The 25208-nt window shown below is 72.6% G+C and carries 18 protein-coding genes; 10 read left to right on the top strand and 8 right to left on the bottom strand.

What is annotated here, in order from left to right:
* On the top strand, positions 1-3333 hold the full coding sequence (locus ACIOD1_RS23850; protein WP_365614797.1) for a S8 family serine peptidase: 3333 nt from the start codon (positions 1-3) through the stop codon (positions 3331-3333).
* A gap of 125 nt (positions 3334-3458) precedes the next feature.
* On the opposite strand, the gene ACIOD1_RS23845 is transcribed toward ACIOD1_RS23850, so the two are convergent.
* Positions 3459-4958 carry a M28 family metallopeptidase gene (locus tag ACIOD1_RS23845; RefSeq protein WP_365614800.1) on the bottom strand — a complete coding sequence of 500 codons (1500 nt, stop codon included), beginning with the start codon at positions 4956-4958 and terminating at the stop codon, positions 3459-3461.
* Between the two features lie 260 nt (positions 4959-5218).
* Here ACIOD1_RS23845 and ACIOD1_RS23840 point away from each other — a divergent pair, with 260 nt between their 5' ends.
* Together ACIOD1_RS23840 and pepN are read left to right on the top strand one after the other, a co-directional pair.
* Positions 5219-6250, top strand: coding sequence for an aspartate-semialdehyde dehydrogenase (locus ACIOD1_RS23840; protein WP_365614803.1), 1032 nt, complete (start codon positions 5219-5221; stop codon positions 6248-6250).
* A 211-nt stretch (positions 6251-6461) separates the two neighbouring features.
* Positions 6462-9044, top strand: a complete 2583-nt coding sequence (pepN, locus tag ACIOD1_RS23835; RefSeq protein ID WP_401904487.1) for an aminopeptidase N — start codon at positions 6462-6464, stop codon at positions 9042-9044.
* A 95-nt stretch (positions 9045-9139) separates the two neighbouring features.
* On the opposite strand, the gene ACIOD1_RS23830 is transcribed toward pepN, so the two are convergent.
* The 3 genes from ACIOD1_RS23830 to ACIOD1_RS23820 form a co-directional block, all read right to left on the bottom strand.
* Positions 9140-10042 carry a LysR family transcriptional regulator gene (locus ACIOD1_RS23830; RefSeq protein ID WP_401904485.1) on the bottom strand — a complete coding sequence of 301 codons (903 nt, stop codon included), beginning with the start codon at positions 10040-10042 and terminating at the stop codon, positions 9140-9142.
* 10 nt (positions 10043-10052) lie between these two features.
* On the bottom strand, positions 10053-10970 hold the full coding sequence (locus ACIOD1_RS23825; RefSeq protein ID WP_401904651.1) for a DMT family transporter: 918 nt from the start codon (positions 10968-10970) through the stop codon (positions 10053-10055).
* A gap of 79 nt (positions 10971-11049) precedes the next feature.
* A complete protein-coding gene (locus tag ACIOD1_RS23820) occupies positions 11050-12009 on the bottom strand; it encodes an EamA family transporter (protein WP_401904483.1) in 960 nt (319 codons plus the stop codon).
* Between the two features lie 124 nt (positions 12010-12133).
* Here ACIOD1_RS23820 and ACIOD1_RS23815 point away from each other — a divergent pair, with 124 nt between their 5' ends.
* Positions 12134-12640 (top strand): MarR family transcriptional regulator, encoded by a 507-nt coding sequence (locus ACIOD1_RS23815; protein ID WP_365614815.1) that lies wholly within the window; start codon positions 12134-12136, stop codon positions 12638-12640.
* 239 nt (positions 12641-12879) lie between these two features.
* Here ACIOD1_RS23815 and ACIOD1_RS23810 read toward each other — a convergent pair whose 3' ends face one another.
* Genes ACIOD1_RS23810 through ACIOD1_RS23800 form a run of 3 tightly spaced genes read right to left on the bottom strand, consistent with a single transcriptional unit; the run spans position 12880 to position 15434 of the window.
* Positions 12880-13128, bottom strand: a complete 249-nt coding sequence (locus tag ACIOD1_RS23810; protein WP_365614818.1) for a hypothetical protein — start codon at positions 13126-13128, stop codon at positions 12880-12882.
* A gap of 20 nt (positions 13129-13148) precedes the next feature.
* The gene (locus ACIOD1_RS23805; RefSeq protein ID WP_401904480.1) at positions 13149-15143 is read right to left on the bottom strand and encodes a 4-alpha-glucanotransferase; all 1995 of its coding nucleotides are present in this window, start codon (positions 15141-15143) and stop codon (positions 13149-13151) included.
* Positions 15144-15155: 12 nt separating this feature from the next.
* A complete protein-coding gene (locus ACIOD1_RS23800; RefSeq protein ID WP_365614824.1) occupies positions 15156-15434 on the bottom strand; it encodes a hypothetical protein in 279 nt (92 codons plus the stop codon).
* 211 nt (positions 15435-15645) lie between these two features.
* On the opposite strand from ACIOD1_RS23800, the gene ACIOD1_RS23795 reads away from it, so the two are divergent.
* Positions 15646-18669 carry a beta-N-acetylglucosaminidase domain-containing protein gene (locus ACIOD1_RS23795; protein ID WP_401904649.1) on the top strand — a complete coding sequence of 1008 codons (3024 nt, stop codon included), beginning with the start codon at positions 15646-15648 and terminating at the stop codon, positions 18667-18669.
* A 21-nt stretch (positions 18670-18690) separates the two neighbouring features.
* Here ACIOD1_RS23795 and ACIOD1_RS23790 read toward each other — a convergent pair whose 3' ends face one another.
* On the bottom strand, positions 18691-19227 hold the full coding sequence (locus tag ACIOD1_RS23790) for an HNH endonuclease (protein WP_365614827.1): 537 nt from the start codon (positions 19225-19227) through the stop codon (positions 18691-18693).
* A gap of 244 nt (positions 19228-19471) precedes the next feature.
* Here ACIOD1_RS23790 and ACIOD1_RS23785 point away from each other — a divergent pair, with 244 nt between their 5' ends.
* From ACIOD1_RS23785 to ACIOD1_RS23765, 5 genes are all read left to right on the top strand, one after another.
* A complete protein-coding gene (locus tag ACIOD1_RS23785) occupies positions 19472-20560 on the top strand; it encodes a mechanosensitive ion channel family protein (RefSeq protein WP_401904479.1) in 1089 nt (362 codons plus the stop codon).
* A 132-nt stretch (positions 20561-20692) separates the two neighbouring features.
* Entirely contained in the window at positions 20693-21907 is a 1215-nt protein-coding gene (locus ACIOD1_RS23780) for an ROK family protein (protein WP_401904477.1), read from the top strand.
* 105 nt (positions 21908-22012) lie between these two features.
* Positions 22013-23347 (top strand): ABC transporter substrate-binding protein, encoded by a 1335-nt coding sequence (locus ACIOD1_RS23775; protein WP_401904475.1) that lies wholly within the window; start codon positions 22013-22015, stop codon positions 23345-23347.
* Positions 23348-23353: 6 nt separating this feature from the next.
* Complete coding sequence (locus ACIOD1_RS23770) at positions 23354-24295, top strand: sugar ABC transporter permease (RefSeq protein ID WP_365614836.1); 942 nt, start codon at positions 23354-23356, stop codon at positions 24293-24295.
* The gene (locus ACIOD1_RS23765) at positions 24292-25203 is read left to right on the top strand and encodes a carbohydrate ABC transporter permease (protein WP_365614840.1); all 912 of its coding nucleotides are present in this window, start codon (positions 24292-24294) and stop codon (positions 25201-25203) included. Before ACIOD1_RS23770 ends, ACIOD1_RS23765 begins: the two co-directional genes overlap by 4 nt.
* The last annotated feature ends 5 nt before the right edge of the window (positions 25204-25208 follow it).

The raw sequence follows: 25208 nt of genomic DNA, 5'->3' as shown, positions 1-25208 counted from the left end.
ATGACCCTCGAATCCCCCAGCTCCACCGGGGCCATACCCGGCACGCGGCGCGCGGCCCGCGTCGCGGCGGCCGCGGGCCTGGTGGCCGCACTCTGCGCCACCGGAGCCGTACCCGCCTTCGCGGCGGCCGGCGCCGACACGCCCGGCACCACCCCGACGGTCAAGTCGGCCGACCAGAAGCTCGGTTCGGCAGACGCCGAGCTCCTCCAGCAGGCCAAGGCCAAGGGCGACGCCACCGTCACGGTGATGGTCGCGACCGCGCCCGGTCAGACCAAGCAGGTCGCCGACCAGCTCGACGCCGTACAGGGCGCCTCGGTCGGCCAGACCTACGACAAGCTCGGCTACGTGCGCGCCACCCTGCCCACCGGCAAGGCCGAGGCCGCGCTGAAGGCGGCCGGCAAGCTCGACTCGGTGCACGGGATCGACCTGCGCCAGGAGATCCAGCTCCCGGACCCCCGTCCGGACTCGGGCAAGGACAACGGTTCGGCGAAGAAGACCGCCACCGAGACCTACCCCGGCCCGGACAAGAACACCCCGGCGAAGAACCCGTACAACCCGTCCTTCGAGACCGGCGCGGTGGACTTCGTCAAGCAGAACCCGCAGGCCGACGGCCGCGGGGTCACCATCGGCATCCTGGACTCCGGCGTCGACCTCGGTCACCCGGCGCTCCAGAAGACCACCACCGGCGAGCGCAAGATCGTCGACTGGGTCACCGCGACCGACCCGATCCTGGACAACGACGCCACCTGGCGCCCCCAGGTCACCCCGGTCACCGCGAGCGGCGGCGCCTTCACCGCGGGCGGCCAGAGCTGGAAGGCCCCCGAAGGCACCTTCCAGTGGAGCCGGTTCAGCGAGTCGATCACCGCGACCGGGGACATGAAGGGCGACGTCAACCGCGACGGCGACACCACCGACCGGTTCGGCATGCTGTACGACCCGGTGGCCGGCACCGTCCGCGTCGACACCGACCAGGACGGCGACTTCACCAACAACGAGCCGATGAAGCCGTACAAGGACGGCTACCAGGTCGGCTACTTCGGCACGGACAACCCGGCGACCGAGGTCGCCGAGCGGATCCCCTTCGTGATCCAGATCCGCAAGGACGTCCCGATGGACCCGTTCGGCGGGGACTGGGTCGGCAAGAAGGCCGACTTCGTCAACATCGGCATCATCGAGTCCGAGCACGGCACGCACGTCGCCGGCATCACCGCCGCCAACAGCCTCTTCGGCGGCAAGATGAACGGCGAGGCGCCCGGCGCGAAGATCGTCTCCTCGCGCGCCTGCTCCTGGTCCGGCGGCTGCACGAACATCGCGCTGACCGAGGGCATGATCGACCTCGTCGTCAACCGCGGGGTCGACATCGTCAACATGTCGATCGGCGGCCTGCCCGCGCTGAACGACGGCAACAACGCGCGCTCCGAGCTCTACAAGAACCTCATCGACACCTACGGCGTCCAGCTCGTCATCTCGGCGGGCAACGAGGGTCCCGGGCTCAACACCATCGGTGACCCGGGTCTCGCGGACAAGGTGCTCTCGGTGGGCGCGGCGGTCTCCAAGGACACCTGGGCCGCCAACTACGGCTCCGGCGTGACCAAGAAGTACAACATGTTCCCCTTCTCCTCGCGCGGTCCGCGTGAGGACGGCGGCTTCACGCCGACCATCACCGCGCCCGGCGCGGCGATCAACACCACCCAGACCTGGCTGCCCGGCGCTCCGGTCAAGGAGGCGGGCTACAACCTGCCGGCCGGCTACTCGATGCTCCAGGGCACCTCGATGTCCTCGCCGCAGGCGGCGGGCGCCAGTGCCCTGCTGATCTCGGCGGCGAAGCAGCAGAAGGTCGCGCTGACCCCGCAGGCCCTGCGCATCGCGCTCACCAGCACCGCCAAGAAGATCGACGACGTCCCGGCCCACGCCCAGGGCGCCGGCCTCATCGACATCGTCAAGGCCTGGGACTCCATCCAGCGCGGCGCGAAGGCCGAGGAGTTCACCGTCAAGGCGCCGGTCGACACCGCGATCGACCAGTTCCTGAAGACCCCCGGCTTCGGCACCGGCCTCTACGACCGCGAGGGCGGCCTCAAGGTCGGCCAGAAGAAGGTCTACGACGTCGTCGTCACCCGCACCACGGGCGTCAAGTACGGCACCCGGCACGACCTGAGCTGGCGCAACAACGACGGCACCTTCAAGGTGGTCGGCGGCTACGACTACGTCACCCTGCCGCTGAACAAGCCCGTCACCATCAAGGTCGAGGCCACCATCAAGTCGGCCGGCGTCCACAGCGGCATCCTGCAGCTCGACGACCCGAACACCGAGGGCGTCGACAAGCAGATCCTCGCCACGGTCGTCGCCTCGGCCCCGCTGGCCAAGCCGTCGTTCACCTTCTCGGACAAGTCGTCCGTGCAGCGCAACAGCCACAAGTCGTACTTCGTGACCGTCCCGGCGGGCGCGAAGAACCTGGAGGTCGCCCTCGGCGGTCTCGCGGCGGGCAGCCAGACGCGCTTCATCTCGATCCACCCGTACGGTGTGGGCGTCGAGGACAGCGCGACGACCCAGTGCTACCCGAACTACGACAACCCGGCCAACACCTGCCGCCCCGACCTGCGTTCCTACGCGGACCCGCAGCCGGGCGTCTGGGAGATCGAGGTCGAGTCGCGCCGTACGTCGCCGCTCCTCGACAACCCCTTCAAGCTGGACGTCTCGCTCCTCGGCGCGAACTTCGACCCGGCCGTGAAGGTCCTCCCCGAGGTCAAGCAGGGCACCCCGGCGCCGGTCCAGTGGACCATCAAGAACGACGCCGCGGCCATCAGCGCCGGCAAGCTCAAGGGCGGCCCGCTCGGCTCCGCGAAGGTCGCCAAGCCGACCATCGCCGCCGGTGAGACCCAGACCAGCGAGGTCACGATCGGCGAGGGCGTCTCCCGCCTCGACATCGCGATCGGCAAGGTCTCCGACACCGCCGCCGACCTCGACCTGGAGGTCTACAAGGACGGGGTCAAGGTCGGCTCCTCCGCCGACGGCGACTCCGAGGAGGCCGTCAGCCTGGTCAACCCGGCCGCCGGCACCTACACGATCAAGGTGATCGGCTACGCCATCCCGGCCGGCACCACCACGTACGACTACCGCGACGTGTTCTTCTCCGCCGCCCTGGGCTCCGTCCAGGTCGACGAGGCCGCCGCGGTCAACCTCGCCACCGGCGCCTCGGCGCAGGTCTCGGCGAACGTCCTGGTCACCAGCGCGGCCCCCGAGGGCCGTCAGTTCTTCGGCCAGGTCCAGCTGCTCAACGCCCGCGGCAGCGCCGCCGGCACCGGCAGCGTGCAGATCGAGAAGGTCCTGCCGTAACTCCGGTACTCCGGTAATCCGGTGACGGTGTGATCGCATGACGGAGGGGCGGGTGCCCGGGGTTCTCCCCGGCGCCCGCCCCTTCGTCGTCCCCCCGTCCCCTCCCTCGCCCCCGCTCCCCTACGTCACTTGCCGAGCGAGCTCAGGTCCTGCGCGTAGGTGCCCACCGCGTGCGCGATGACGTCCAGGTTGGTGTCGAAGGCCTTGAGGTCGAGGTTCTTCAGGGTGTCCCCGGCCCCGTGGTAGTTCGGGTCGTACGGGGCGCCCGCCGTGCCGCCGTAGCGCTTCGCCTGCTCGGGGGTCTTGATGCCCTCGGCGCCGGTGAAGGTGCCGCCCGCCGGGATGCCGTTGGCGATGAAGGGGCCGTAGTCGGAGCGGCCGTCGAAGTCACTGCCCTCGTGCGGCGCGCGCCGCTTGTCGAGGAAGCCGTTGATCAGCGCCTCGATCCGGTCCGAGCCGGCCGGGCCCGCGCCCTCGCCGGCCTTGTCCGAGTCGTCGCCGTCGTAGACGAACTGCACCGGGTTCGGCGAGGCGATCATGTCGAAGTTCAGGTAGAGCGCGATGTCCTTCTTCTGCTTCTCCGACAGCCGCGCCACGTAGTGCTCCGAGCCCAGCAGGCCCAGCTCCTCCGCCGACCACCAGGCGAAGCGGACCTTGTTGGCGGTTCCCTTGCCCTTCTTGTTGGCCCCCTCGTCGGCCAGCTTGAGGGCCACCTCCAACAGGCCGGCCGAGCCGGAACCGTTGTCGTTGATCCCGGGGCCCTCGGGGACGGAGTCCAGATGGGAGCCGAGGGCCACCACGCGGTCGGCGCGGCCGCCCTTCGTCTCGGCGATCACGTTGCGGGTGGTCTTCTTCACGTGCTCCTGGTCCAGGTCCAGGCGCACCTTCACCTCCCCCTTCGCCGCGGCGGCGGTCAGCGCCTCGCCGTCGGCCAGGGTGATGCCGGCGCTGGGGATGATCCCCTCGGCCGGTGAGGAGAAGCCGCCGCGGACGGGGGTGGCGCCGCTGTGGTTGTAGACGATGACGCCGAGCGCGCCGGCCGCCGCGGCGGCCCGCTGCTTCTCGACGAAGGTGCAGGAGCCGCGCTTGACCAGGGCGATCTTCCCGGTGAAGGTGCCGCTCGCGTAGTCGTCGGCCGTGCAGCCGGGGGTCTCGTCGACCCGGGCGAGGGCGAGCGGGGCGACGAGACCGCCGGCCGGGGTGGACGGGGTGAAGGTGAAGGCGGCCGTGGCGAGCTCGCGCCCGCCCTCGCCGAGGACGGTGGTCTTCTCCGTCTTCGTGTGCGCCTCGTAGATGTCGAAGTCCTGGTACGAGACCTCGTACCCGGCCTTCTTCAGGGTGTCGTGGACGTACGCCGCCGAGGCCGCGTGGCCCGGGGTGCCCGCGGCGCGGTTGCCACCGTTGGCGTCGGCTATCTGCTGGAACTTCGCCAGGTGGCGGTAGGCCCCGCGCGCGGTGACCTCCTCGACCAGCTCCTTGGCGAGCGCGGCCCCGCGCCGCTCGCGGTGGTCGACGCCGTGGGCGGCGGCCGGGCCGGCGGCGATCAGGACGGGCGCGGCGACGGCTGCGGCCGCGAGGGCGGCGAGGGCCGGTATGGACCGGCGGCGGTGGCGGATCTCCCGCACGTGGTGCTCCCCGAGGTAGGCGGTTCGGTCACTGGGACGCCGTGTCCGGATAGCGGTCACGACAGATCGGACGCTAATCGGCCGTGACCAGCCGAAACGCCCATTCGGGGCTCCCGCAACATGCCCGTCACGGACTTGCCACGGGGGTTCACGTCCGGGACACCGTCCGCACCTCGGACAATGGATTGGACAAGCCTCGTGGGGTCGAACGCATGATGGCCTCACGCGCGCCCGCGCACACGCGATCAAGAGGAGTCACCGTGAGGGTCGGAATCGTCGGAGCCACCGGACAGGTAGGCGCAGTCATGCGCGGCATCCTCGCCGAGCGCAAGTTCCCCGCGGCCGAGCTGCGGCTGTTCGCCTCGGCCCGCTCGGCCGGCTCCGTCCTGGAGTGGGAGGGTCGCGAGATCACCGTCGAGGACGCCTCCACCGCCGACTACTCCGGCCTGGACATCGTGCTCTTCTCCGCGGGCGGCGCCACCTCCCGGGCCCTCGCCGAGAAGGTCGCCTCCCAGGGCGCCGTCGTGATCGACAACTCCTCCGCGTGGCGCGGCGACCCCGAGGTGCCGCTGGTCGTCTCCGAGGTCAACCCGCACGCGATCAAGAACCGCCCCAAGGGCATCATCGCGAACCCGAACTGCACCACCATGGCCGCGATGCCCGTGCTGCGTCCGCTGCACGACGAGGCCGGTCTGACCGCGCTGATCGCCACCACCTACCAGGCCGTGTCCGGCTCGGGCCTGGCCGGCGTGGCCGAGCTCAAGGGTCAGGCCTGCGCCGTCTCCGAGCACGCCGACCAGCTGACCTTCGACGGTGGCGCCGTGGAGTTCCCGGAGCCCCAGGTCTACAAGCGCCCCATCGCCTACAACGTGGTCCCGCTCGCGGGCAACCTGGTCGACGACGGGTCCTTCGAGACCGACGAGGAGCAGAAGCTCCGCAACGAGTCCCGCAAGATCCTGGAGATCCCGGCCCTCAAGGTCTCGGGCACCTGCGTGCGCGTCCCCGTCTTCTCGGGCCACTCGCTCCAGGTCAACGTCCGCTTCGAGCGTCCGATCAGCGTCGAGCGCGCGTACGAGCTGCTGAAGGCCGCCCCGGGCGTGGAGCTGTCCGAGATCCCGACCCCGCTCCAGGCCGCCGGTCAGGACGCCTCGTACGTGGGCCGCATCCGCGTGGACGAGACGGTCGACAACGGCCTCGCGCTGTTCCTGTCGAACGACAACCTGCGCAAGGGCGCGGCGCTGAACGCCGTGCAGATCGCCGAGCTGGTCGCCGACGAGCTGAACCAGGGCTGACCCCCGGACCCCGCACGGTGGGCGGGCGCCCCTGACGGGCGCCCGCCCACCGGCATGTCGGGACCCGCGCACCTCGCGGGCGAGGCGGGCGGCGGGGGGAGGATCGGGCGCACATCGGGCCGCGTGTTCGCCCGTGGATTACTCCGACGCGGTGACACGGCGCCACGTGGAAGGATGGCCGGGCAACGTCACCATCAAAGGAGATGACCGCGTGCCTGGCACGAATCTCACCCGTGAAGAGGCTCAGCAGCGGGCGAAGCTGCTCACCGTCGACTCGTACGAGGTCGAACTCGATCTCGGCGGCGCGCAGGAGGGCGGCACCTTCCCGTCCGTGACCACCGTGCGCTTCGAGTCGGCCGAGGCCGGCGCCGGCACCTTCATCGACTTGGTCGCGCCGGCCGTCCACGAGGTCGTCCTGAACGGCAAGGCCCTCGACGTGGCCTCCGTCTTCCGCGACTCGCGGATCGCGCTGGACCACCTCGTCGCCGGTGCCAACGAGCTGCGCGTCGTCGCGGACTGCGCCTACACCAACACCGGCGAGGGCCTGCACCGCTTCGTCGACCCCGTCGACCAGCAGGCCTACCTGTACACCCAGTTCGAGGTGCCGGACGCCCGGCGGGTCTTCGCCAGCTTCGAGCAGCCCGACCTGAAGGCGACGTTCCGGTTCACCGTGACGGCCCCCGCGGGTTGGACGGTCGTCTCGAACTCGCCGACGCCCGAACCCGCGGACGTCAAGGACAACGTCTGGGCCTTCGAGCCGACCCCGCGGATCTCCTCGTACATCACCGCGCTGATCGTGGGTCCGTATCACGCGGTGCACAGCACGTACGAGGGCAAGGACGGGCAGTCCGTGCCGCTCGGCATCTACTGCCGCCCCTCGCTCGCCGAGTTCCTGGACGCGGACGCGATCTTCGACGTGACCCGGCAGGGCTTCGACTGGTTCCAGGAGAAGTTCGCCTACGACTACCCCTTCGCCAAGTACGACCAGCTCTTCGTCCCGGAGTTCAACGCGGGCGCCATGGAGAACGCGGGCGCGGTCACCATCCGCGACCAGTACGTCTTCCGCTCGAAGGTGACGGACGCGGCGTACGAGGTGCGCGCCGAGACGATCCTGCACGAGCTCGCCCACATGTGGTTCGGCGACCTCGTCACCATGGAGTGGTGGAACGACCTCTGGCTGAACGAGTCCTTCGCCACCTACACCTCGATCGCCTGCCAGGCCTACGCCGAGGGCTCGAAGTGGCCGCACGCGTGGACCACCTTCGCCAACTCGATGAAGACCTGGGCGTACCGGCAGGACCAGCTGCCGTCCACGCACCCGATCATGGCGGACATCCGTGACCTGGACGACGTCCTCGTCAACTTCGACGGGATCACCTACGCCAAGGGCGCGTCGGTGCTCAAGCAGCTCGTCGCGTACGTGGGCCAGGACGCCTTCTTCAAGGGCGTGCAGGCCTACTTCAAGGCCCACGCGTTCGGGAACACCCGCCTGTCGGACCTGCTGGGCGCGCTGGAGGAGACCTCCGGCCGCGACCTGACCGCCTGGTCGACGGCGTGGCTGGAGACGGCCGGCATCAACGTGCTGCGCCCGGAGATCACCAAGGGCGCCGACGGCACCATCTCCTCCTTCGCGATCCGCCAGGAGGCCCCCGCGCTCCCGGTCGGCGCCAAGGGCGAGCCCGTGCTGCGCCCGCACCGCATCGCGGTCGGCCTGTACGACCTGCGGGAGGGCAAGCTGGTCCGCACGGAGCGGATCGAGCTGGACATCGACGGCGCGCTGACGGCGGTGCCGGAGCTCGTCGGCCGCACCCAGCCGACCGTGGTGCTGCTCAACGACGACGACCTGTCGTACGCGAAGGTCCGCCTCGACGAGGTGTCCCTCGCCAACGTCACCGCGCACCTGGGCGACTTCACCGAGTCCCTGCCGCGCGCGCTGTGCTGGGCCTCGGCCTGGGACATGACGCGGGACGGCGAGCTGGCCGCCCGCGACTACCTCGCGCTGGTCCTGTCGGGCATCGGCAAGGAGTCCGACATCGGCGTCGTGCAGTCCCTGCACCGCCAGGTGAAGCTGGCCGTGGACCTGTACGCCGACCCGGCGTGGCGGGAGCAGGGCCTGTCCGTCTGGAGCGCGGCCACGCTGGAGCACCTGCGGGCGGCCGCGCCCGGCAGCGACCACCAGCTGGCGTGGGCCCGCGCCTTCGCGGCGACGGCCCGCACCGAGGAGCAGCTCGCCCACCTGGCGGCGCTCCTGGACGGCTCCGAATCCGTCGAGGGCCTGGTCGTGGACACCGAGCTGCGGTGGGCGTTCCTGGAGCGCCTGGTGGCGACCGGGGTCGCGGACGAGCCGGCGATCGCCGCCGAGCTGGAGCGGGACGCGACCGCCGCGGGCGAGCGCCACGCGGCGACGGCCCGGGCCGCGCGGCCGACGGCCGCCGCCAAGGCGGAGACCTGGGCGGCCGTGGTGGAGTCCGGGGACCTGCCGAACGCGGTGCAGGAGGCCGTGATCGGCGGCTTCGTGCAGATCGACCAGCGCGAGCTGCTGGCGCCGTACGCCGCGAAGTACTTCGCGGCGGTCAAGCAGGTCTGGGAGACCCGCAGCCACGAGCTGGCGCAGCAGGTGGCCGTCGGTCTGTACCCCTCGCTCCAGGTCTCGCGGGAGACCCTGGACGCGACGGACGCGTGGCTGGCCTCGGCCGAGCCGAACGCGGGCCTGCGCCGCCTGGTCTCGGAGTCCCGCGCGGGCGTCGAGCGCGCGTTGAAGGCCCAGGCCGCGGACGCCGCCGCCGGAGCCTGACCCACCCGCCCCGGTGGTCCCACCGCCGCTCCCTCCGGGGGGACGGCCCGGGACCGCCGGGGCACCCGGGGGCCGCCCCGTACCCGACCGCCCCGCTAGCGCAGGGCGGTCGCCGCTTCGGTGAGGGCCTCCAGGACGCGGGAGACCGCCGGGGCCGATTCGGAGCCCCGGCGCAGGGCGGCGATGACGTGCCGGGCCGGGCGGTCGTGGGACAGGACCCTGACCTCGACGCCCGCCGCGCGTCCGGTGACCATGCGGGGCACCAGCGCGACCCCCATCCCGGCCTCGACCATGGCCAGGATCGCGGTCCACCCGGCGGCGGAGTGCGCCTGTTCCGGGACGAACCCGGCCGCCTCGCACGCGGTGCGGGTGATCTCCGACCAGGGCCCGCTGCCGCCGTAGATCCACCGTTCCCCGGACAGGTCCGCGAGCCTCAGCGCCGGGGCCGCCGCGAGCGGGTGCCCGGGCGGCAGGGCCACGTCCAGGGGGTCTTCCAGCAGGGTGACCCGGGTGAAGCGGGGGTCACGGGCGCCCGGGGCGTGCGCGGCCAGCGACACCGCGAGGTCGACGGCCCCGGCGGACAGCAGCTCGTAGGACTCGGCCGCCTCGGTCTCGCGGACCCGTACCTCCACCCCCGGGTGGCTGCGCCTCAAGGCGGCCACGGCCGGGACGACCAGGACGGGCACCGCCGTGGAGAAGGCCCCGACCCGCACCTCGCCGGCCTCCCCGGCCAGGTACCCGGTGAGTTCGGCGTCGGCCCGCTCCAGTTGCGCGAAGACGGCCTCGGTGTGCCGCAGTACGAGGTGGGCGGCGTCGGTCAGGCGGACCCGCCGCCCCTGGGCCTCCAGGAGCGGGACCCCCAACTGCTTCGCGAGGTTGGTCAGCTGCTGCGAGACGGCCGAGGGCGTCATGTGCAGCGCCTCGGCCGTCGCGGTCACGGTGCCCCGGTCCGCCAGGGTCCGCAGGATCCGCAGTTTCTTGATGTCCCACTCGATCACGGCCTTGAACCTACCGCCGGGTGACACTCGCCAGTCCCACCCCGCCCAGGATCAGCGCCATGCACAGGAGTTGCGCCGGCCCGGTCTCCTCGGCCAGCAGCAGGTAGCCGAGTCCGGCCACGCAGACCGGCTGGAGGTAGTAGACGACTCCCGCGCGGGCCGCGCCGATGACGGAGACGGCCTTGTTCCAGGCGAAGAAGGCGACGGCGGAGGAGAAGACGCCGACGTAGAGGAGGGGTCCGACCGTGCCGGGGGTGACCTCGAAGCCGCCCTGCACCGTGAGGGACACGGCGTAGGCGGGGGCGAGCATCAGCGTGCCGAGGACGAAGGTGGTGATCAGGAAGGCCAGTCCGCCGATCTCGGCGGGCTTGCGCTTGAGCAGCGCGCTGTAGGTGGCGAAGGACAGGGCGGCCCCGAACATCCACAGGTCGCCGGCGCTGAAGTCGAAGCCGATCGAGCCGTCGCCGACGAGCAGCAGCACGCCGAGGGCGGCGATCAGCATGCCGAGGGTGCGTCGGACGCCGAGCCGTTCTCCGCCGAGGCGGGCGTACAGGGCCATGATGACCGGCGAGGCGGCCATGATCATGCCCATGTTGGAGGCGGAGGTGGTGAGGCCCGCCTGGTGGACGAGGGTGTTGTAGAGGGTGACGCCGAAGAGGGTGGCCAGGGCCGTGTAGCCGAGGTGCCGGCGCAGCAGGGCCCGCTGTTGCCAGGCCTGGCGGGCCGCGAAGGGGGCGACCGCGACGGTGGCGATGATCCAGCGCCAGAAGACGGCCTGCACGGGCGGCACGGTCTCGGCCATGTCCCGGGTGGCGACGAAGCTGCCGGACCAGACGACCGTCGCGAGCAGCGCGAGGAGCACGCCGACTCCGACGGAGCCCTTCCGTCCCTGCTGTCGGTCCTGCGAAGCGGTGCGGACGGGGTCCATGACGGCCACTGGGTGTTTCCCCCTCGGGATCGGATGCGGATTTCGGTGCGGGGCCGAGGTGTGGAACCTCGGCGTGGTACTACCGTCGCACCGGACCATCCGCCAGGTCCATCGAAACATTTCGATCAGTTTCTTCAGAAGAACTGAAAGGTTCTTGGGTCGCGCGACCGGGGCGGCCCGACACCTCGGGGCGACCCGACACCTGACCGAAGACGGTGGCCCCGAAGGCGAGGACCATGCCGGCGAGCTGCACGGGCGAGAGCGACTGGCCGAGGGCGGCCCAGCCGATGACGGCGGCGGTGAGCGGGGACAGCGGGCCGAGCAGGGTGACGGAGGTGGCGCTCAACCGGCCGATGCCGCGGAACCAGAGCCAGTACGCGGCCCCCGTGTTGATCAGCATCATGTAGCCGTAGCCGAGGAAGGCCCTGCCGTCGAGCGCGGGCGGCGCGCCTTCGACCAGGGCGGCGATCGGGACGATGAACAGCCCGCCGGCGGTGAGCTGCCAGCCCGTCACGGCCAACAGGCCGACCCCCTCGGGCCGACCCCAGCGCTTGGTCAGCACGGTGCCCGCCCCCATGGAGGCGGCGGAGACCACGCCCGCGACGACGCCGACCGGATCGAGCCCGGCGTCCCCGGTCAGTACGACCATGCTCACCCCGAGCGCCGCGACCACGGCGGCGAGGACGTTGCGCGCCCTGGCCCGCTCGCCCAGCAGCAGGGCGGCGAGTCCGACCACGAACAGCGGTCCGGCGGAGCCCAACACGGCGGCGACCCCGCCCGGCAGCCGGTAGGCGGCGAGGAAGAGCAGCGGGAAGAACGCGCCGATGTTGAGGGTGCCGAGGACCGCCGACTTCCACCACCAGGCCCCCTTGGGCAGGGTCCGGGAGAGCGCCACGAGCAGCAGACCGGCGGGCAGGGCCCGCATGGCCGAGGTGAACAGCGGCCGGTCCGGCGGCAGGAGTTCCGTGGCGACCGCGTACGTGGAGCCCCACGAGAGGGGGGCGAGGGCGGTGAGGCCGATGGTGACGAGGCGGTTCACGGTGGCTCCTCGGGCAGATGAGGAAGAGCGGAAAGTCGATCGCTAGAAAGTAGCTTATCGCTAAGCTACTTTTCGTCAAGCAACTTTCTTGCGGTCGAGGAAGCGGAACTTGGATACTGCGTCCATGACCGAGGACATCAAGGCCCCCAGGGACGCCGTCGACGCGATCACCGCCCAGTGGTACGCCGTCCGACCGGATCTGGAGACCGGGCCCATGGCCGTGTTCGGCCGGCTCAACCGGATCGCCCGCGCCATGGCCGACGTCATGGCGCGGACCTACGGCCGCTACGGGATCTCCCTCGGGGAGTTCGACGTCGTCGCCACGCTGCGCCGCTCCGGGGCCCCCTACACCCTCTCGCCGCGCCAGCTCTCGGCGACGCTCATGCTCACCACGGGCGGGATGACCGGGCGCCTGGACAAGCTGGAGAAGGCCGGCCTGCTGGGTCGCAGCCCCGATCCGCACGACCGGCGGGGGCTCCAGGTGACCATCACCGAGCGGGGACTCGCCCTCGTCGACGAGGCGGTCACGGCGGGCCTGGAGGTGCAGCACGAGGCCCTGGCCGGGCTGTCGCCCGAGGAGGCGGAGGTCCTGACCTCCCTGCTCCGCAAGCTGCTGGCGCACGTGTCCTAGCGGGCGCGGAGCCGGCGGACCGGGGCCGCGGGGCCGGCGTACGGGGTCCGGACACGACGGAGCGCCGGAGGTCGCGGCGGGACCGACCGGTGTCGGTTCCGCGGACCTCCGGCGCCCGGAACGTTCGGGAACGCCATGACGTCAGGGACGTCGCACACGTCGAAGAGCACGGTCGGACCGGCCCCGAAGGGCCGCGTCGGACCGGATCGGGACCCGGGGGCCCCGAAGGATCGGGCCGGTCAGCCGCGCTGCGGCTTCGGCTTCCGGTCCGTCGACTTGTCGAGGACCATCACGAGGCCCGCGATGACCAGGAACAGGACGATCGGCGCGGCCACGTACAGGCCCAGCGTCTCGCCGATGCTCAGGCCCGGACCCGGGTCGTCACCGTCGTCGCGGGTCACCGCGAGGGCGGGAGACGTCATCAGCAGCATCATCAGCGCGGTTCCGGCCGTGACGGCGCCGGCGCGCAGAGCGTTGTTCTTGTCCACGGTGCAAAAGTAGCGAACACCTAAAGCGCCCGCGCGCTCGGGGGTGCCGTATGGGTCTGCACCCCCTCCCGCACCGCGCTCAGCAGGGCGTTCGCTCGGGGCGAGGCCGTCAGGGCCTCCAGGGTGAGCGGGCGACCGCTCGCGTCCGCGATCGGGAGCCGCCAGTTGGGGTACTGGTCCCAGGTCCCCGGGAGGTTCTGCGGACGCCGGTCGCCGACCGCGTCGGGCAGCCACACCCCGACAAGCCGGGCGGGGGTGCGCAGCAGGAAGGCGTACAGGGCCGTCACGGCGGCCTCCTCCCCCTTGGTGTCCAGGCCGAGGCGGTCCAGCTCCTCCAGCCAACGTGCCGTGTCGGCGGCGTCCTCGGCCCGTTCCGTCTCCAGCGGGCGGGTCAGCAGGCCGAGCCGGTCGCGCAGTTCGACGTGGGACCCGGCCAGTTTGGCGGCGGTGGGCGGCAGGTCGTGGGTGGTGGCGGTGGCCAGGCAGTCCTCCCGCCAGGCCCCGGACGCCAACGGCTCGCCGTCGCCCGCCCAGTCCCGCTCGAACCAGAGCACCGAGGTGCCGAGGATCCCGCGCCGGGCCAGCGCGTCGCGCACCCCCGGCTCCACCGTGCCGAGGTCCTCGCCGACGACCACGGACCCGGCCCGGTGGGCCTCCAGCACCAGGACGGCCAGCATGGCCTCGCCGTCGTAGGAGACGTACGCGCCCTCGGCGGGCGGGGTCCCCTCCGGGATCCACCAGAGCCGGAACAGGCCCATGACGTGGTCGATGCGCAGGGCGCCGGCATACCGGAACACCCCGCGCAGCAGGGCCCGGAAGGGTTCGTACGCCAGGCCCTCCAGGACGTCCGGCCGCCAGGGCGGCAGCCCCCAGTCCTGACCGCGCGCGTTGAAGGCGTCCGGCGGCGCGCCCACCGAGATGTTCCGGGCGTACAGGCCGGGCAGGCGGGCGTCCGATCCCTCCGGGTGCACCCCGACCGCGAGGTCGTGCACGATGCCGACCGACATCCCGGCCTCCCGCGCGGCCTCCTGGGCGGACCTCAGCTGGCCGTCCGTCAGCCACACCAGCCAGGCGTGGAAGTCGGCGCGCTCCGGCTCCTCCCCGGCCGCGCCCGCGCACCAGAGGGCGTGCAGCTCCAGCGCGGGACCCTGCTCCGCGAGGAACTCCCGGTAGGCGGCGTCCCGTACGGCGGCACGCGGGACGGCGTACAGCAGCTCCAAGGCCTCCCGCTTGAGCGCCCAAACGGCGTCCCGGTCGATCAGGGCCCCCTTCTCCAGCACCTCGTGGCGCAGCTCCGCCCCCCGGGCGGCGAGGGCGTCGAGGGCTTCCCGGTCGGGGTGGTGGGCGTGCTCGGGGACGTCCTCGACGCGCAGGTACACGGGGTCCGGGAAGCGCCGGGAGGCGGGGCGGTACGGAGAGGGGTCCGTCGGGGCTCCGGGGACGGCCGCGTGCAGCGGGTTGACCTGGACGAAACCGGCGCCGTGGGTGCGGGCCGCCCAGCGGGCCAGCTCCGCCAGGTCGGCCAGGTCTCCCATGCCCCAGGAGCGCTCCGAGAGCAGCGAGTACAGCTGGACGAGCAGACCGTGGGCGCGCTCGGGCGCCGCCGGGGCCCGGCCCGGGGCCACGATCAGGGTGGCCCCGGCGGTGCGTCCGTCGGGGGCGGTGGCGGTGAGCCGGTGCACGCCGTGGGCCGGCTCGGGCCCCCAGTCCACCTCGCCGGCGCCGCCCTCCGGGGTCACCCGCAGCCGTGTCCCGGGCGGCAGCGCGGCCAGGGCCGGCGGGGCGGGCTCCCCGCTCCAGTGCACCAGGGTCGGCGGCAGCAGCCGCTCGGCCCGTCGCCGTTCGCCGGAGTCGGCCAGGCTCCGGAGGTCGTCGGGGTCCTCGGCCGGCAGGGCCCCGGTCAGCCGCAGGACGGCACGGACCGTCTCCTCGGGGACTTCGACGGTGACGTCCTCGGCCGGCCGGTAGGTCGAGGCGACGCCGTGCAGGGCCGCGATCCGGGCGAGGTCGTCCATGGGGTTCCCTGTCTAGTGGTCCGCTGCGGGTGCGGCGGGAGTGGTGGTCGGCTCGCTCGTGAGAGGGGCCTCGTCCACGAGCGGGGGCTCACTGGTCAGCGGTGCGTACGCGGAACCGACCAGCGGGGGCTCGCTGGTCAGGGGGCCGTCCTCGCCCGGACCGGCCTGGGTGGGCAGGTGGGCGAGCGGGGCGCGCGGGCGCCGGTGGGCGCTCGCGCCGCGGGCGGTGGGAGTACGGGCGGCGGGGGTGCGGACGGTGGGGACAAGGGCGGCGGGGGTCTGGTCGTTCATCGGAGCACTCCTTCGTACGCGTTCGTCGGATCTGGCCATGCAACACCCCCGGGCAATACCGCAGCCATACCCAGTCGGGGGCACCGCATTCCTGCCCGATATCGGTCAGACCACCCGTGAGCATTGACACGTCTGTCGCACGGGTGGTGGGCTCTGGCGCGCGCGTACGAGCGGGGAACCCCGCCTCCGACAGCCCGTTCGAGGAGACTTGGTGCAGCTCAGGGGCAGGAAGCGGGCGACCGCGGCGGCGATCGCCGTCATCGGGTCGCTGCTGGGCGGGGCCGTCGCCGCGGACGCTCCGGTCTCCGTGACGGGGTCCTCCGCGCCGGACCCCTCGGCGGCCCCGCGTCCCGGGACCCCGGCGGCGTCCGGGGCCGCCGCCGCATCGGTCGCCTCCGCGCCACCGGTCCTCGACCCGGGATCCGAGGCCCCTCGACCCGCCTCCGAGGGACCCGCCGTGTGGCCCCGGCCACAGTCGGCCGTCGCGGATCCCGGGCGGGAGCTGTCGGTGGGGGCGGAGGCCGTGCTGGTGGCGCCGCGCGGGGTGGACCCGTACGCCGTCGAGGTCGTGCGCGCGGCCCTGCGCGCCGCGGGCGTACGGACCCTGCACGAGCGGGCCCCGGGGGCGGAGCTGCCCGAACGGGCCCTCGTGGTGAGGCTCCAGGGCGCGGACGCCGAGAGCGCCCTGACGGCGCTGGGCGCGGCCGCCCCGGGCGACCTCCCCGGCGGCGGCTACCGGTTGGCGGTGGGCCGCGCCGGCGGGCGGGACACCGTGGCGCTGGCCGGGGTGGGCGACGACGGCCTGTTCCACGCGGCCCAGACGCTGCGCCAACTCCTCGCCGCCGGGGCCGGGAAGGTGCCCGGGATGCTGGTGCGGGACTGGCCGACGGCGCCCGTGCGCGGGGTGACCGAGGGGTTCTACGGGCAGCCCTGGACCCGGGAGCAGCGCCTCGCGCAGTTGGACTTCATGGCCCGCACCAAGCAGAACCGGCTGCTGCTGGCCCCGGGCGACGATCCGTACCGCACGACGGCCTGGCGCGAGGAGTACCCGGTCGAGCGGCGCGAGGAGTTCCGGGCGCTGGCCGAACGGGCCCGCGCGGGCCACGTGGTGCTGGGCTGGGCGGTGGCTCCCGGCCAGTCGATGTGCCTGGCCTCGGCCGAGGAGCGGGCGGCGCTCCTGCGCAAGGTGGACGCGATGTGGGCGCTGGGCCTGCGGGCGTTCCAGCTCCAGTTCCAGGACGTCAGCTACACGGAGTGGGGCTGCCGGGCCGACCGGGTGCGCTACGGGACGGGGCCGGCCGCCGCCGCCAAGGCGCACGCCGAGGTCGCGGGCGAGCTGGCGGCGCACCTGGCCGCCCGGTACGGCGGTTCGGCGCCCTTGTCGCTGATGCCGACGGAGTACTTCCAGGAGGGCGCCACCACCTACCGGACGGCGCTCGCGGCCGCTCTGGACCCGAGGGTGGAGGTGGCCTGGACGGGCGTGGGGGTGGTGCCGCGCACCATCACCGGCAAGGAGTTGGCGGGGGCGCGCTCGGTGCTCGACCACCCGCTGGTCACGATGGACAACTACCCGGTCAACGACTGGGACCCGGGCCGCGTCTTCCTCGGCCCCTACGCCGGGCGCGAGCCGGCGGTGGCGAGCGGTTCGGCCGGGATGCTGACGAACGCGATGGCGCGGGGCACCCTGTCGCGGATCCCGGTGTTCACGGCGGCGGACTACGCCTGGAACCCGCGCGGCTACCAGCCCGGGGAGTCCTGGGCGGCGGCCGTGCGTGACCTGGCGGGCGCCGACCCGGGGACCCGGGCGGCGCTGGCCGCCCTGGCCGGGAACACCGCCGCCTCCGGGCTGGGGCAGGAGGAGTCCTCCTACCTGAGGCCGCTGGTGGAGGAGTTCTGGCGCGGCCGCGCCGCCGGGGACAAGGCGGCCGGCGGGGGGCTGCGGGCCGCCTTCACGGTGCTCCGGGAGGCCCCCGGGCGGCTCCCGGCGGACGTGGTGCAGGAGGCCGGGCCGTGGTTGGAGCGGCTCTCGCGGTACGGGGCCGCGGGCGAGCTGGCGGTGGACCTGATGCGGGCCCAGGCGCGGGGCGACGGGGCGGCGGCCTGGCGGGCCTCGCGGGAGCTGGCCTCGGTGCGCGACGGGCTGGAGCGGGGCGGCGGGGTGCGGGTGGACGGCGCCGTGCTCGACCCGTTCCTGACGAAGGCGGCGGCGGAGGCGGACGCGTGGACGGGCGCGGACCGGCCGGCCGGGACCGTGGAGCACGGGCCCGGCTCCTGGACGGTCCGGCTGGACTCCGCCAGGCCGCTGGAGGCGGTCGCGGTCATGACGGACCCGCTGGGCTCCGATTCGCGGGGCGCCGTGGTGGAGGTGCGCGTGCCGGGCGGGGGCTGGCGCCGGATCGGCGAGGCGGCGGCGTCCGGCTGGACCCAGGTCGAGGCCGCCGGGGTGTCCGCGGACGCGGTCCGGCTGTCGTGGGCGGGGCCCGCCCCGGCGGTGCACGCGGTGGTGCCGTGGTTCGCGGACGGCCCCCGCACCGGCTTCGAGCTGGGCGGCGGAGGGCGGGCGGACGTGGAGGCGGGCGGGGCCCCGGTCACGGTGACGGCCGAGCTGTCGGCGCTGCGGGCGGGCGAGGTGCGGGGCGCGCCGACGGCGTCGGCTCCGGCCGGGATCACGGTGCGGCTGCCCGGGGAGGTGCTCGTCGCCCGGGGCGCGCGGGTGTCCGTCCCGGTGGAGGTGACCGTCGCGCCGGGCACCCCGGTCGGCGAACACCGGGTCCCGCTCGGCTTCGACGGCCTCTCCCGCACGCTCACCGTCCGGGTGGTCCCGCGTACCGGCGGCCCGGACCTGCTCCTGGCCGCGCGGGCCGACTCCTCGGGCGACGAGGCCCCGCAGTTCCCCGCCTCGGCGGCGGTGGACGGTTCCGCCGCGACCCGGTGGTCCTCCCCGGCCCGGGACGGCGCGTGGTGGCGGGCGGAGCTGGCGGCCCCGGCGCGGGTGGGTCTGGTGACCCTGCGCTGGCAGGACGCGTACCCCTCGCGCTACCGGGTGGAGACCTCCGCGGACGGGGTGAACTGGCGCCCGGGTGCGGAGGTGGTCTCGCGGGGCACGGGGCCCACGACGGACGCCGTCCGCCTGGACGCGCCCGACACCCGTTTCCTGCGCGTGACCTGCGAGCGGCGTGCCACCCGCTTCGGCTGCAGCCTGTGGTCGGCCTCGGCCTTCGCCGTCACCCCCTGACCACGCGGCCTCCCCGTACCGCTACGACGCGGCGACCCCGATGCGGTCCAGCGCGTCCTCGGCTCCGTACGGCTGGAGGTAGGGCATCCACCGGGGGTCCCGGTGGCCCGTCCCGATGATCCGCCAGGCCAGGCCGGACGGCGGCGCCGGCTGGTGGCGCAGCCGCCAGCCCAGTTCCAACAGGTGGCGGTCGGCCTTGGTGTGGTTGCACCGCCGGCAGGCGGCGACCACGTTGTCCCAGGCGTGCTGACCGCCCCGGCTGCGCGGGATGACGTGGTCCACGCTGGTGGCCACGGCCCCGCAGTACATGCAGCGACCGCCGTCGCGGGCGAAGAGCGCGCGGCGGGTGAGTGGAACGGGCCCCCGGTAGGGGACCCGCACGAAGCGCTTGAGCCGGACCACGCTGGGCGCGGGGACCGCTCTGGTCGCGCTGTGCAGGAAAGCGCCCGATTCTTCCAGGGAGACCGCTTTGTTCTCCAGGACGAGGACGAGCGCGCGTCGGAGCGGTACGACGCCGAGGGGCTCGTACGACGCGTTGAGGACCAGGACGTGCGGCACGGACTGCCTCCTTGTACGCCGGCGGCGCGTGGCTCGCGCCGGGACGATCTGCTTTCCAGTCTCCCCTTACGGCTGGTCGATGCGCCACCACGCGCTCGTAACGGGTCCGGGGTGTTTTGAACCACACCCCCCTTCATCCCCTGGTGAGTCCGGTCTCTCCCTCGAACACGACCACGGGTGCGGCGGCGTACCCCGTTAGTGTGGTTGGTCTGCCCGCACACCCTCGTCCCGCGGGCAGGACGCAATGCCCTGGAGGTATCCCGCCGTGCCCTCGCCCGCCATCCTGCTCCCGCTGGCAGCGACCAACTCCGAAGACGCCACCGAAAGCGTGACCAACGCCGCGAGCTTCATCGAGGAGAACTGGGCCGCCTGGCTCGGGATCGGGCTGAGAATCCTGCTGATCATCGTGATCGCGGCGGCGCTGCGTTCGGTGGTCCGCAAGGCGCTGACCAAGCTCATAGGCCGGATGAACAGCAGCGCCGAGGCGGTCGAGGGGACCGCCCTCGGCGGGCTGCTGGTCAATGCCGAGCGGCGCAGGCAGCGCTCCGAGGCGATCGGTTCGGTGCTGCGTTCGGTGGCCTCGTTCGTGATCCTCGGCACGGCCGCGCTGATGGTGCTGGGCGCGCTGAAGATCGATCTGGCCCCGCTGCTGGCGAGTGCCGGTGTGGCGGGCGTGGCGATCGGTTTCGGTGCCCGGAACCTGGTCACGGACTTCCTGTCCGGCGTGTTCATGATCATGGAGGACCAGTACGGCGTCGGGGACAAGATCGACGCGGGCGTGGCCTCCGGTGAGGTGATCGAGGTCGGTCTGCGCGTGACGAAACTGCGCGGGGACAACGGCGAGATCTGGTACGTCCGCAACGGCGAGATCAAGCGCATCGGCAACCTCAGTCAGGGCTGGGCCACCGCCGGGGTGGACGTGCAGGTCCGGCCGACGGAGAACCTGACGCACATCCGCGAGGTGGTCCAGGAGGTCGCGAACTCCCTCGCCAAGGAGTCCCCGTGGGACGAGCGCCTGTGGGGCCCGGTGGAGGTGCTGGGTCTGGACGAGGTGCTGCTGGCCTCCATGACGGTGAGGGTGTCGGCGAAGACCATGCCCGGCCAGCAGTTCTCGGTGGAGCGGGAGCTGCGCTGGCGGCTCAAGGAGGCCTTCGACGCGGCGGGCATCCGGATCATCGGTGGCCTGCCACCCGCCGAGGCGGAAGAGGAGGCCCCGGACCCGTCGGCCTCGGTGGCCGCGCCCTCGGCCCTGAACAACCCCACGTCCCCGCAGTCCATGGCCACCACGCCGATCCCGGCGCCCTCGTCCGGCAGCCCCAGGATCACCAAGTAGTCCCCTTGGCCCCACCCTGTCCCCTGTCGCTGCCCCGCCGGTACTTTCCGGCGGGGCAGTGCCATTGACACAGCTCAGAGCGCGATAGGAAACTTACCTAACAGTTCATCTCGGTGAGGGAAAGAGCGCACCATGCCCGCCGCCACGCCCGGAACGCCCAGCCTGCTGCGCGCCATGAACGACCGCGCCGCCCTGGAGCTGCTGCTGACGCACGGTCCCCTGTCCCGGACCAGGATCGGGCACCTCACCGGGCTGTCGAAGCCCACCGCCTCACAACTGCTGGCCCGTCTGGAGGCGGCCGGGCTGGTCGTGGCCACCGGTACGGACGGCGGACGCCCCGGTCCCAGCGCCCAGTTGTACACGCTCAACTCCCGCGCGGCCCACGTCGGCGGCCTCGACGTCACCCCCGAACGGGTGCTGGCCGCCGTCGCCGACCTCACGGGCACCGTCATCGGCAGCTTCGCGCTCCCCTACACCGAGGGCGCCGACGCCGTCGGACAGGTCACCACCGCCCTCGGCGGGGCCGTCGAGGCCGCCGGGCTCACCACCGCCGACCTGCACCGGCTGGTCATCGCCACCCCCGGCGCCTTCGACCCCCGCTCCGGCCGGCTGCGCTACGCCAGCCACCTGCCCGGCTGGCACTCCCCGACCCTGCTCGACGAGTTGGCGGCGGCCCTGCCCATGCCGGTCGAGTACGAGAACGACGTGAACCTCGCCGCCGTCGCCGAGCAGCGCCTCGGCGCGGCCCGCGGCCACGAGGACTTCGTCCTGCTGTGGAACGAGGACGGCCTCGGCGCCGCCCTCGTGCTCGGCGGGCGACTGCACCGCGGCTGGACCGGCGGCGCCGGCGAGGTCGGCTTCCTGCCCGTACCCGGCCACCCCCTGGTCCGCCAGGTCACCCGGGCCAACAGCGGGGGCTACCAGGAGCTGGCCGGCGCGCAGGTGCTGCCCGCCCTGGCCGCCGGGCACGGCATCGAGACCCCCGGGGGCGGGGCCGACGGTCCGGACGGCGGGGAAGTGGCCGTGGCCGTCGCCCTGCTGGAGCGGGCCGCCGCCGCGCCCGACGGGCCCTACCCCGGCTTCCTCCGGTCGTACGCCACCCTCCTGGCGACCGGCCTGGCCTCACTGGTCTCCGTACTGGATCCGGAGATCGTGGTGCTGTCCGGAGCGGTGATCACCGCGGGGGGCGAGCCGCTGCGCGCGCTCCTGGAGACCGAACTCGCCGAGCTGGCGCCCTCCCGGCCCCGGCTGGTCACCGGTCAGGTCCTGGAGCGGCCCGTCCTGCGCGGCGCCCTCGAAAGCGCCCTGGCCGCCACCCGCGAGGAAGTCTTCGACACCTCCCGCTAGCCCCCGCCCCCGCCGCCCCACCCGCTGTACCGCCCGGCCCCCGGCCCGCACCACCCACGGCACCCCTCACCGGAAGTTCCTCCCCCGCAGAGAGCGAGCACCGCCATGCCCAGAACCGGACGCCTGACCACCGCCGCCACCACCCTGGCCGCCATATCCCTGCTCGCGACCGCCTGCACGGGCGGCGCGGGCGCGGCCGCCGACGACGACCCGAAAGCGGACGTCACCCTCACCTTCTGGCACGGCTGGTCCGCGCCCGGCGAGGTCAAGGCCATCGAGGAGAACATCGCCCGGTTCGAGAAGGCGCACCCGAACATCAAGGTCAAGGTCACCGGCAACATGACCGACGACAAGATCAACCAGGCGCTGCGCGCGGGCGGGGACAAGGCCCCCGACGTGGTCTCCTCCTTCACCACCGACAGCGTCGGCAAGTTCTGCAACTCCGGGGCCTTCGCCGACCTGAACCCCTTCCTGGCCAAGTCCGGGGTGGACAAGACGAAGGTCTTCCCCAAGACCCTGCTGGAGTACACCCAGTTCAAGGGCAACCAGTGCACGCTCCCGCTGCTGAACGACGCCTACGGCCTCGTCTACAACAAGACCGCCTTCGCCGCCGCCGGGATCACCGAGCCCCCCAAGACCTGGAGCCAGTTCGTCGCGGACGCCCAGACGCTGACCAAGACCAGCGGGGACACCTACGAACAGCTCGGGGTGATGCCCACCTTCCACGGCTACGAGACCACCCCGATGCGCCTCGCCGCACAGTGGAGCCCCACCTACTTCGGCGCCGACGGCAAGTCGAACCTGGCGAAGGACCCGGCCTTCGCGAAGATGCTGACCGCGCAGAAGGACCTGGTCGCCAAGCTCGGCGGCTACGAGAAGCTGGAGAGGTTCCGCGCCGGTTTCGGTGACGAGTGGAGCGCCGAGCACCCCTTCCACAAGGGCCTGGTCGCCATGCAGGTGGACGGCGAGTGGCGGGCCGCGATGGCCAAGGAGGCCGGCGTGGGCTTCGAGATCGGCACCGCCCCGCTGCCCGTCCCGGACGACCAGGTCGACGACTACGGCAAGGGCTACGTCTCCGGCACCGTCATGGGCATCGCCTCGGCGAGCCACCGACAGAACGCCGCCTGGGAACTGGTGAAGTACATGACCACCGACACCGAGGCGCTGGTGGCCTTCGCCAACGCCATCCACAACGTGCCGTCCACGCTGGCCGCGCTGGACTCCCCCGCGCTCCAGGTCACCCCGGAGTTCAAGACCTTCCTCGACATCGCCCGCCACCCGAAGTCGAACACCACCCCGGCCCAGGCCGACGGCGGCACCTACCAGTTGACCCTCCAGGACTTCGCGTACAAGACGGAGAAGGGCGACGTGGCGGACCTGCCGACCGGTCTCGCCGAGACCGACCGGCAGATCGACACGGACATCGCGAAGGCCCAGTAGATCCCGATGAGCACGCACACCCTGCGGGCGAAGCGCCGGCGGTCCGCCCTGCGGACCGCGGCCTTCATGTCGCCCTGGTTGATCGGCTTCGCCGTCTTCTTCGCCTATCCGCTGCTGTCCACCGTCTACTTCTCCTTCACCAAGTACGACGGCTTCCGGCCCCCCGTCTTCAACGGCCTGGACAACTGGAACTACGTCCTCACGGACTATCCGCTGTTCTGGCCGGCGATGCGCAACACCCTGTGGCTCGTCGTGGTCATGGTCAGCTGCCGGGTCGTCTTCGGCCTGGGCGTCGGCCTGCTCATCACGAAGGTCAAGACCGGGGCCGGCTTCTTCCGGACCCTGTTCTACCTGCCCTACCTGGCCCCGCCGGTGGCCGCCACCCTGGCGTTCGTCTTCCTCCTGAACCCCGGCACCGGACCCGTCAACACCCTCCTCGACGCGGTCGGGCTGCCCACGCCCGGCTGGTTCACCGACGCCGACTGGTCCAAGCCGGCGCTCACCGCGCTCGCGCTGTGGGGGGTCGGGGACCTGATGGTCATCTTCATGGCCGCGCTGCTCGACGTGCCGAGGGAGCAGTACGAGGCCGCCGAGCTGGACGGGGCCGGGTCCTGGGCGCGCTTCCGGCACATCACCCTGCCGAACATCTCCCCGATCATCCTGTTCGCCGTGGTCACCGGGGTCATCCAGGCCATGCAGTACTACACGCAGCCCCTGGTCGCCGGGAAGGTCGCCGCCGGGATCATCGGCGGCTCCGGGCAGCAGTTCGAGCCGGGTTACCCCGACAAGTCCACGCTGACCCTGCCCCAGCTCGTCTACAACGTCGGATTCCAGCGCTTCGACTACGGCACCGCCTGTGTCGTCGCCCTGGTGCTGTTCGCCCTCTCCATGGCCTTCACCGCGCTCCTGATGCGCCGCCGTGGCGGACTGATCGGAGCCGGTGAATGAGCGCCGACACCCGCACCACCCCTCGTACCCGCCCCACCGCGCCCCGCCGTACGCCCGGACCGGATCCGGCCCGGGAACACCGGCGCAGGGCGGTGCTGCACTGGGTCGCCGTGCACTCCCTGGCCGTGGCCGCGGCCCTCTTCTTCGTCCTGCCGTTCGTGTTCCTCTTCCTCACCTCCGTGATGAGCGACCAGCAGGCGCTGACCCGCGACCTGTGGCCCCGCACCTTCGAGTGGGGCAACTACGCGAAGGTGTGGAACACCCCCGGCTTCCTGACCTGGTGGCGCAACACCCTGCTGTACGCGGGCCTGGGCACCCTGCTGACCGTGGTCTCGTCCGTACCCGTCGCCTACGCCCTCGCCAAGTTCCGCTTCCGCGGCCGGCGGCTGTCGCTGCTGCTCGTGATCGCCATGATGATGCTGCCGCCGCAGGTGGTGGTCATCCCCATGTACCTGTTCTGGGCGAAGCAGCTCGATCTGTCCGGCACCCTGTGGCCGCTGATCATCCCGATGGCCTTCGGGGACGCCTTCTCCATCTTCCTGCTCCGCCAGTTCCTGCTGACCATCCCCGACGAGTACCTCGACGCGGCCAAGGTCGACGGCTGCGGCGAACTGCGCACCCTGCTGCGGGTGGTCCTGCCGATGGCCAAGCCCGGCATCGCCGCCGTGGCCCTGTTCCAGTTCTTCTGCGCCTGGAACGACTACTTCGGCCCGCAGATCTACGCGTCCGACAACCCCGCCGCCTGGACCCTCAGTTACGGACTGGAGTCCTTCAAGGGCGCGCACCACACCAACTGGAACCTGACCATGGCGGCGACCGTGCTCGTCATGGCCCCGGTGATCGTCCTCTTCTTCTTCGCCCAGAAGGCGTTCGTCGAGGGAGTCACCCTGACCGGAGTGAAAGGCTAGACCTG

Origin of the sequence: Streptomyces sp. NPDC088097 (assembly GCF_044741845.1) — a bacterium.
Lineage (GTDB): Bacteria > Actinomycetota > Actinomycetes > Streptomycetales > Streptomycetaceae > Streptomyces.
This window is presented reverse-complemented; position numbering and strand designations above follow the sequence as displayed.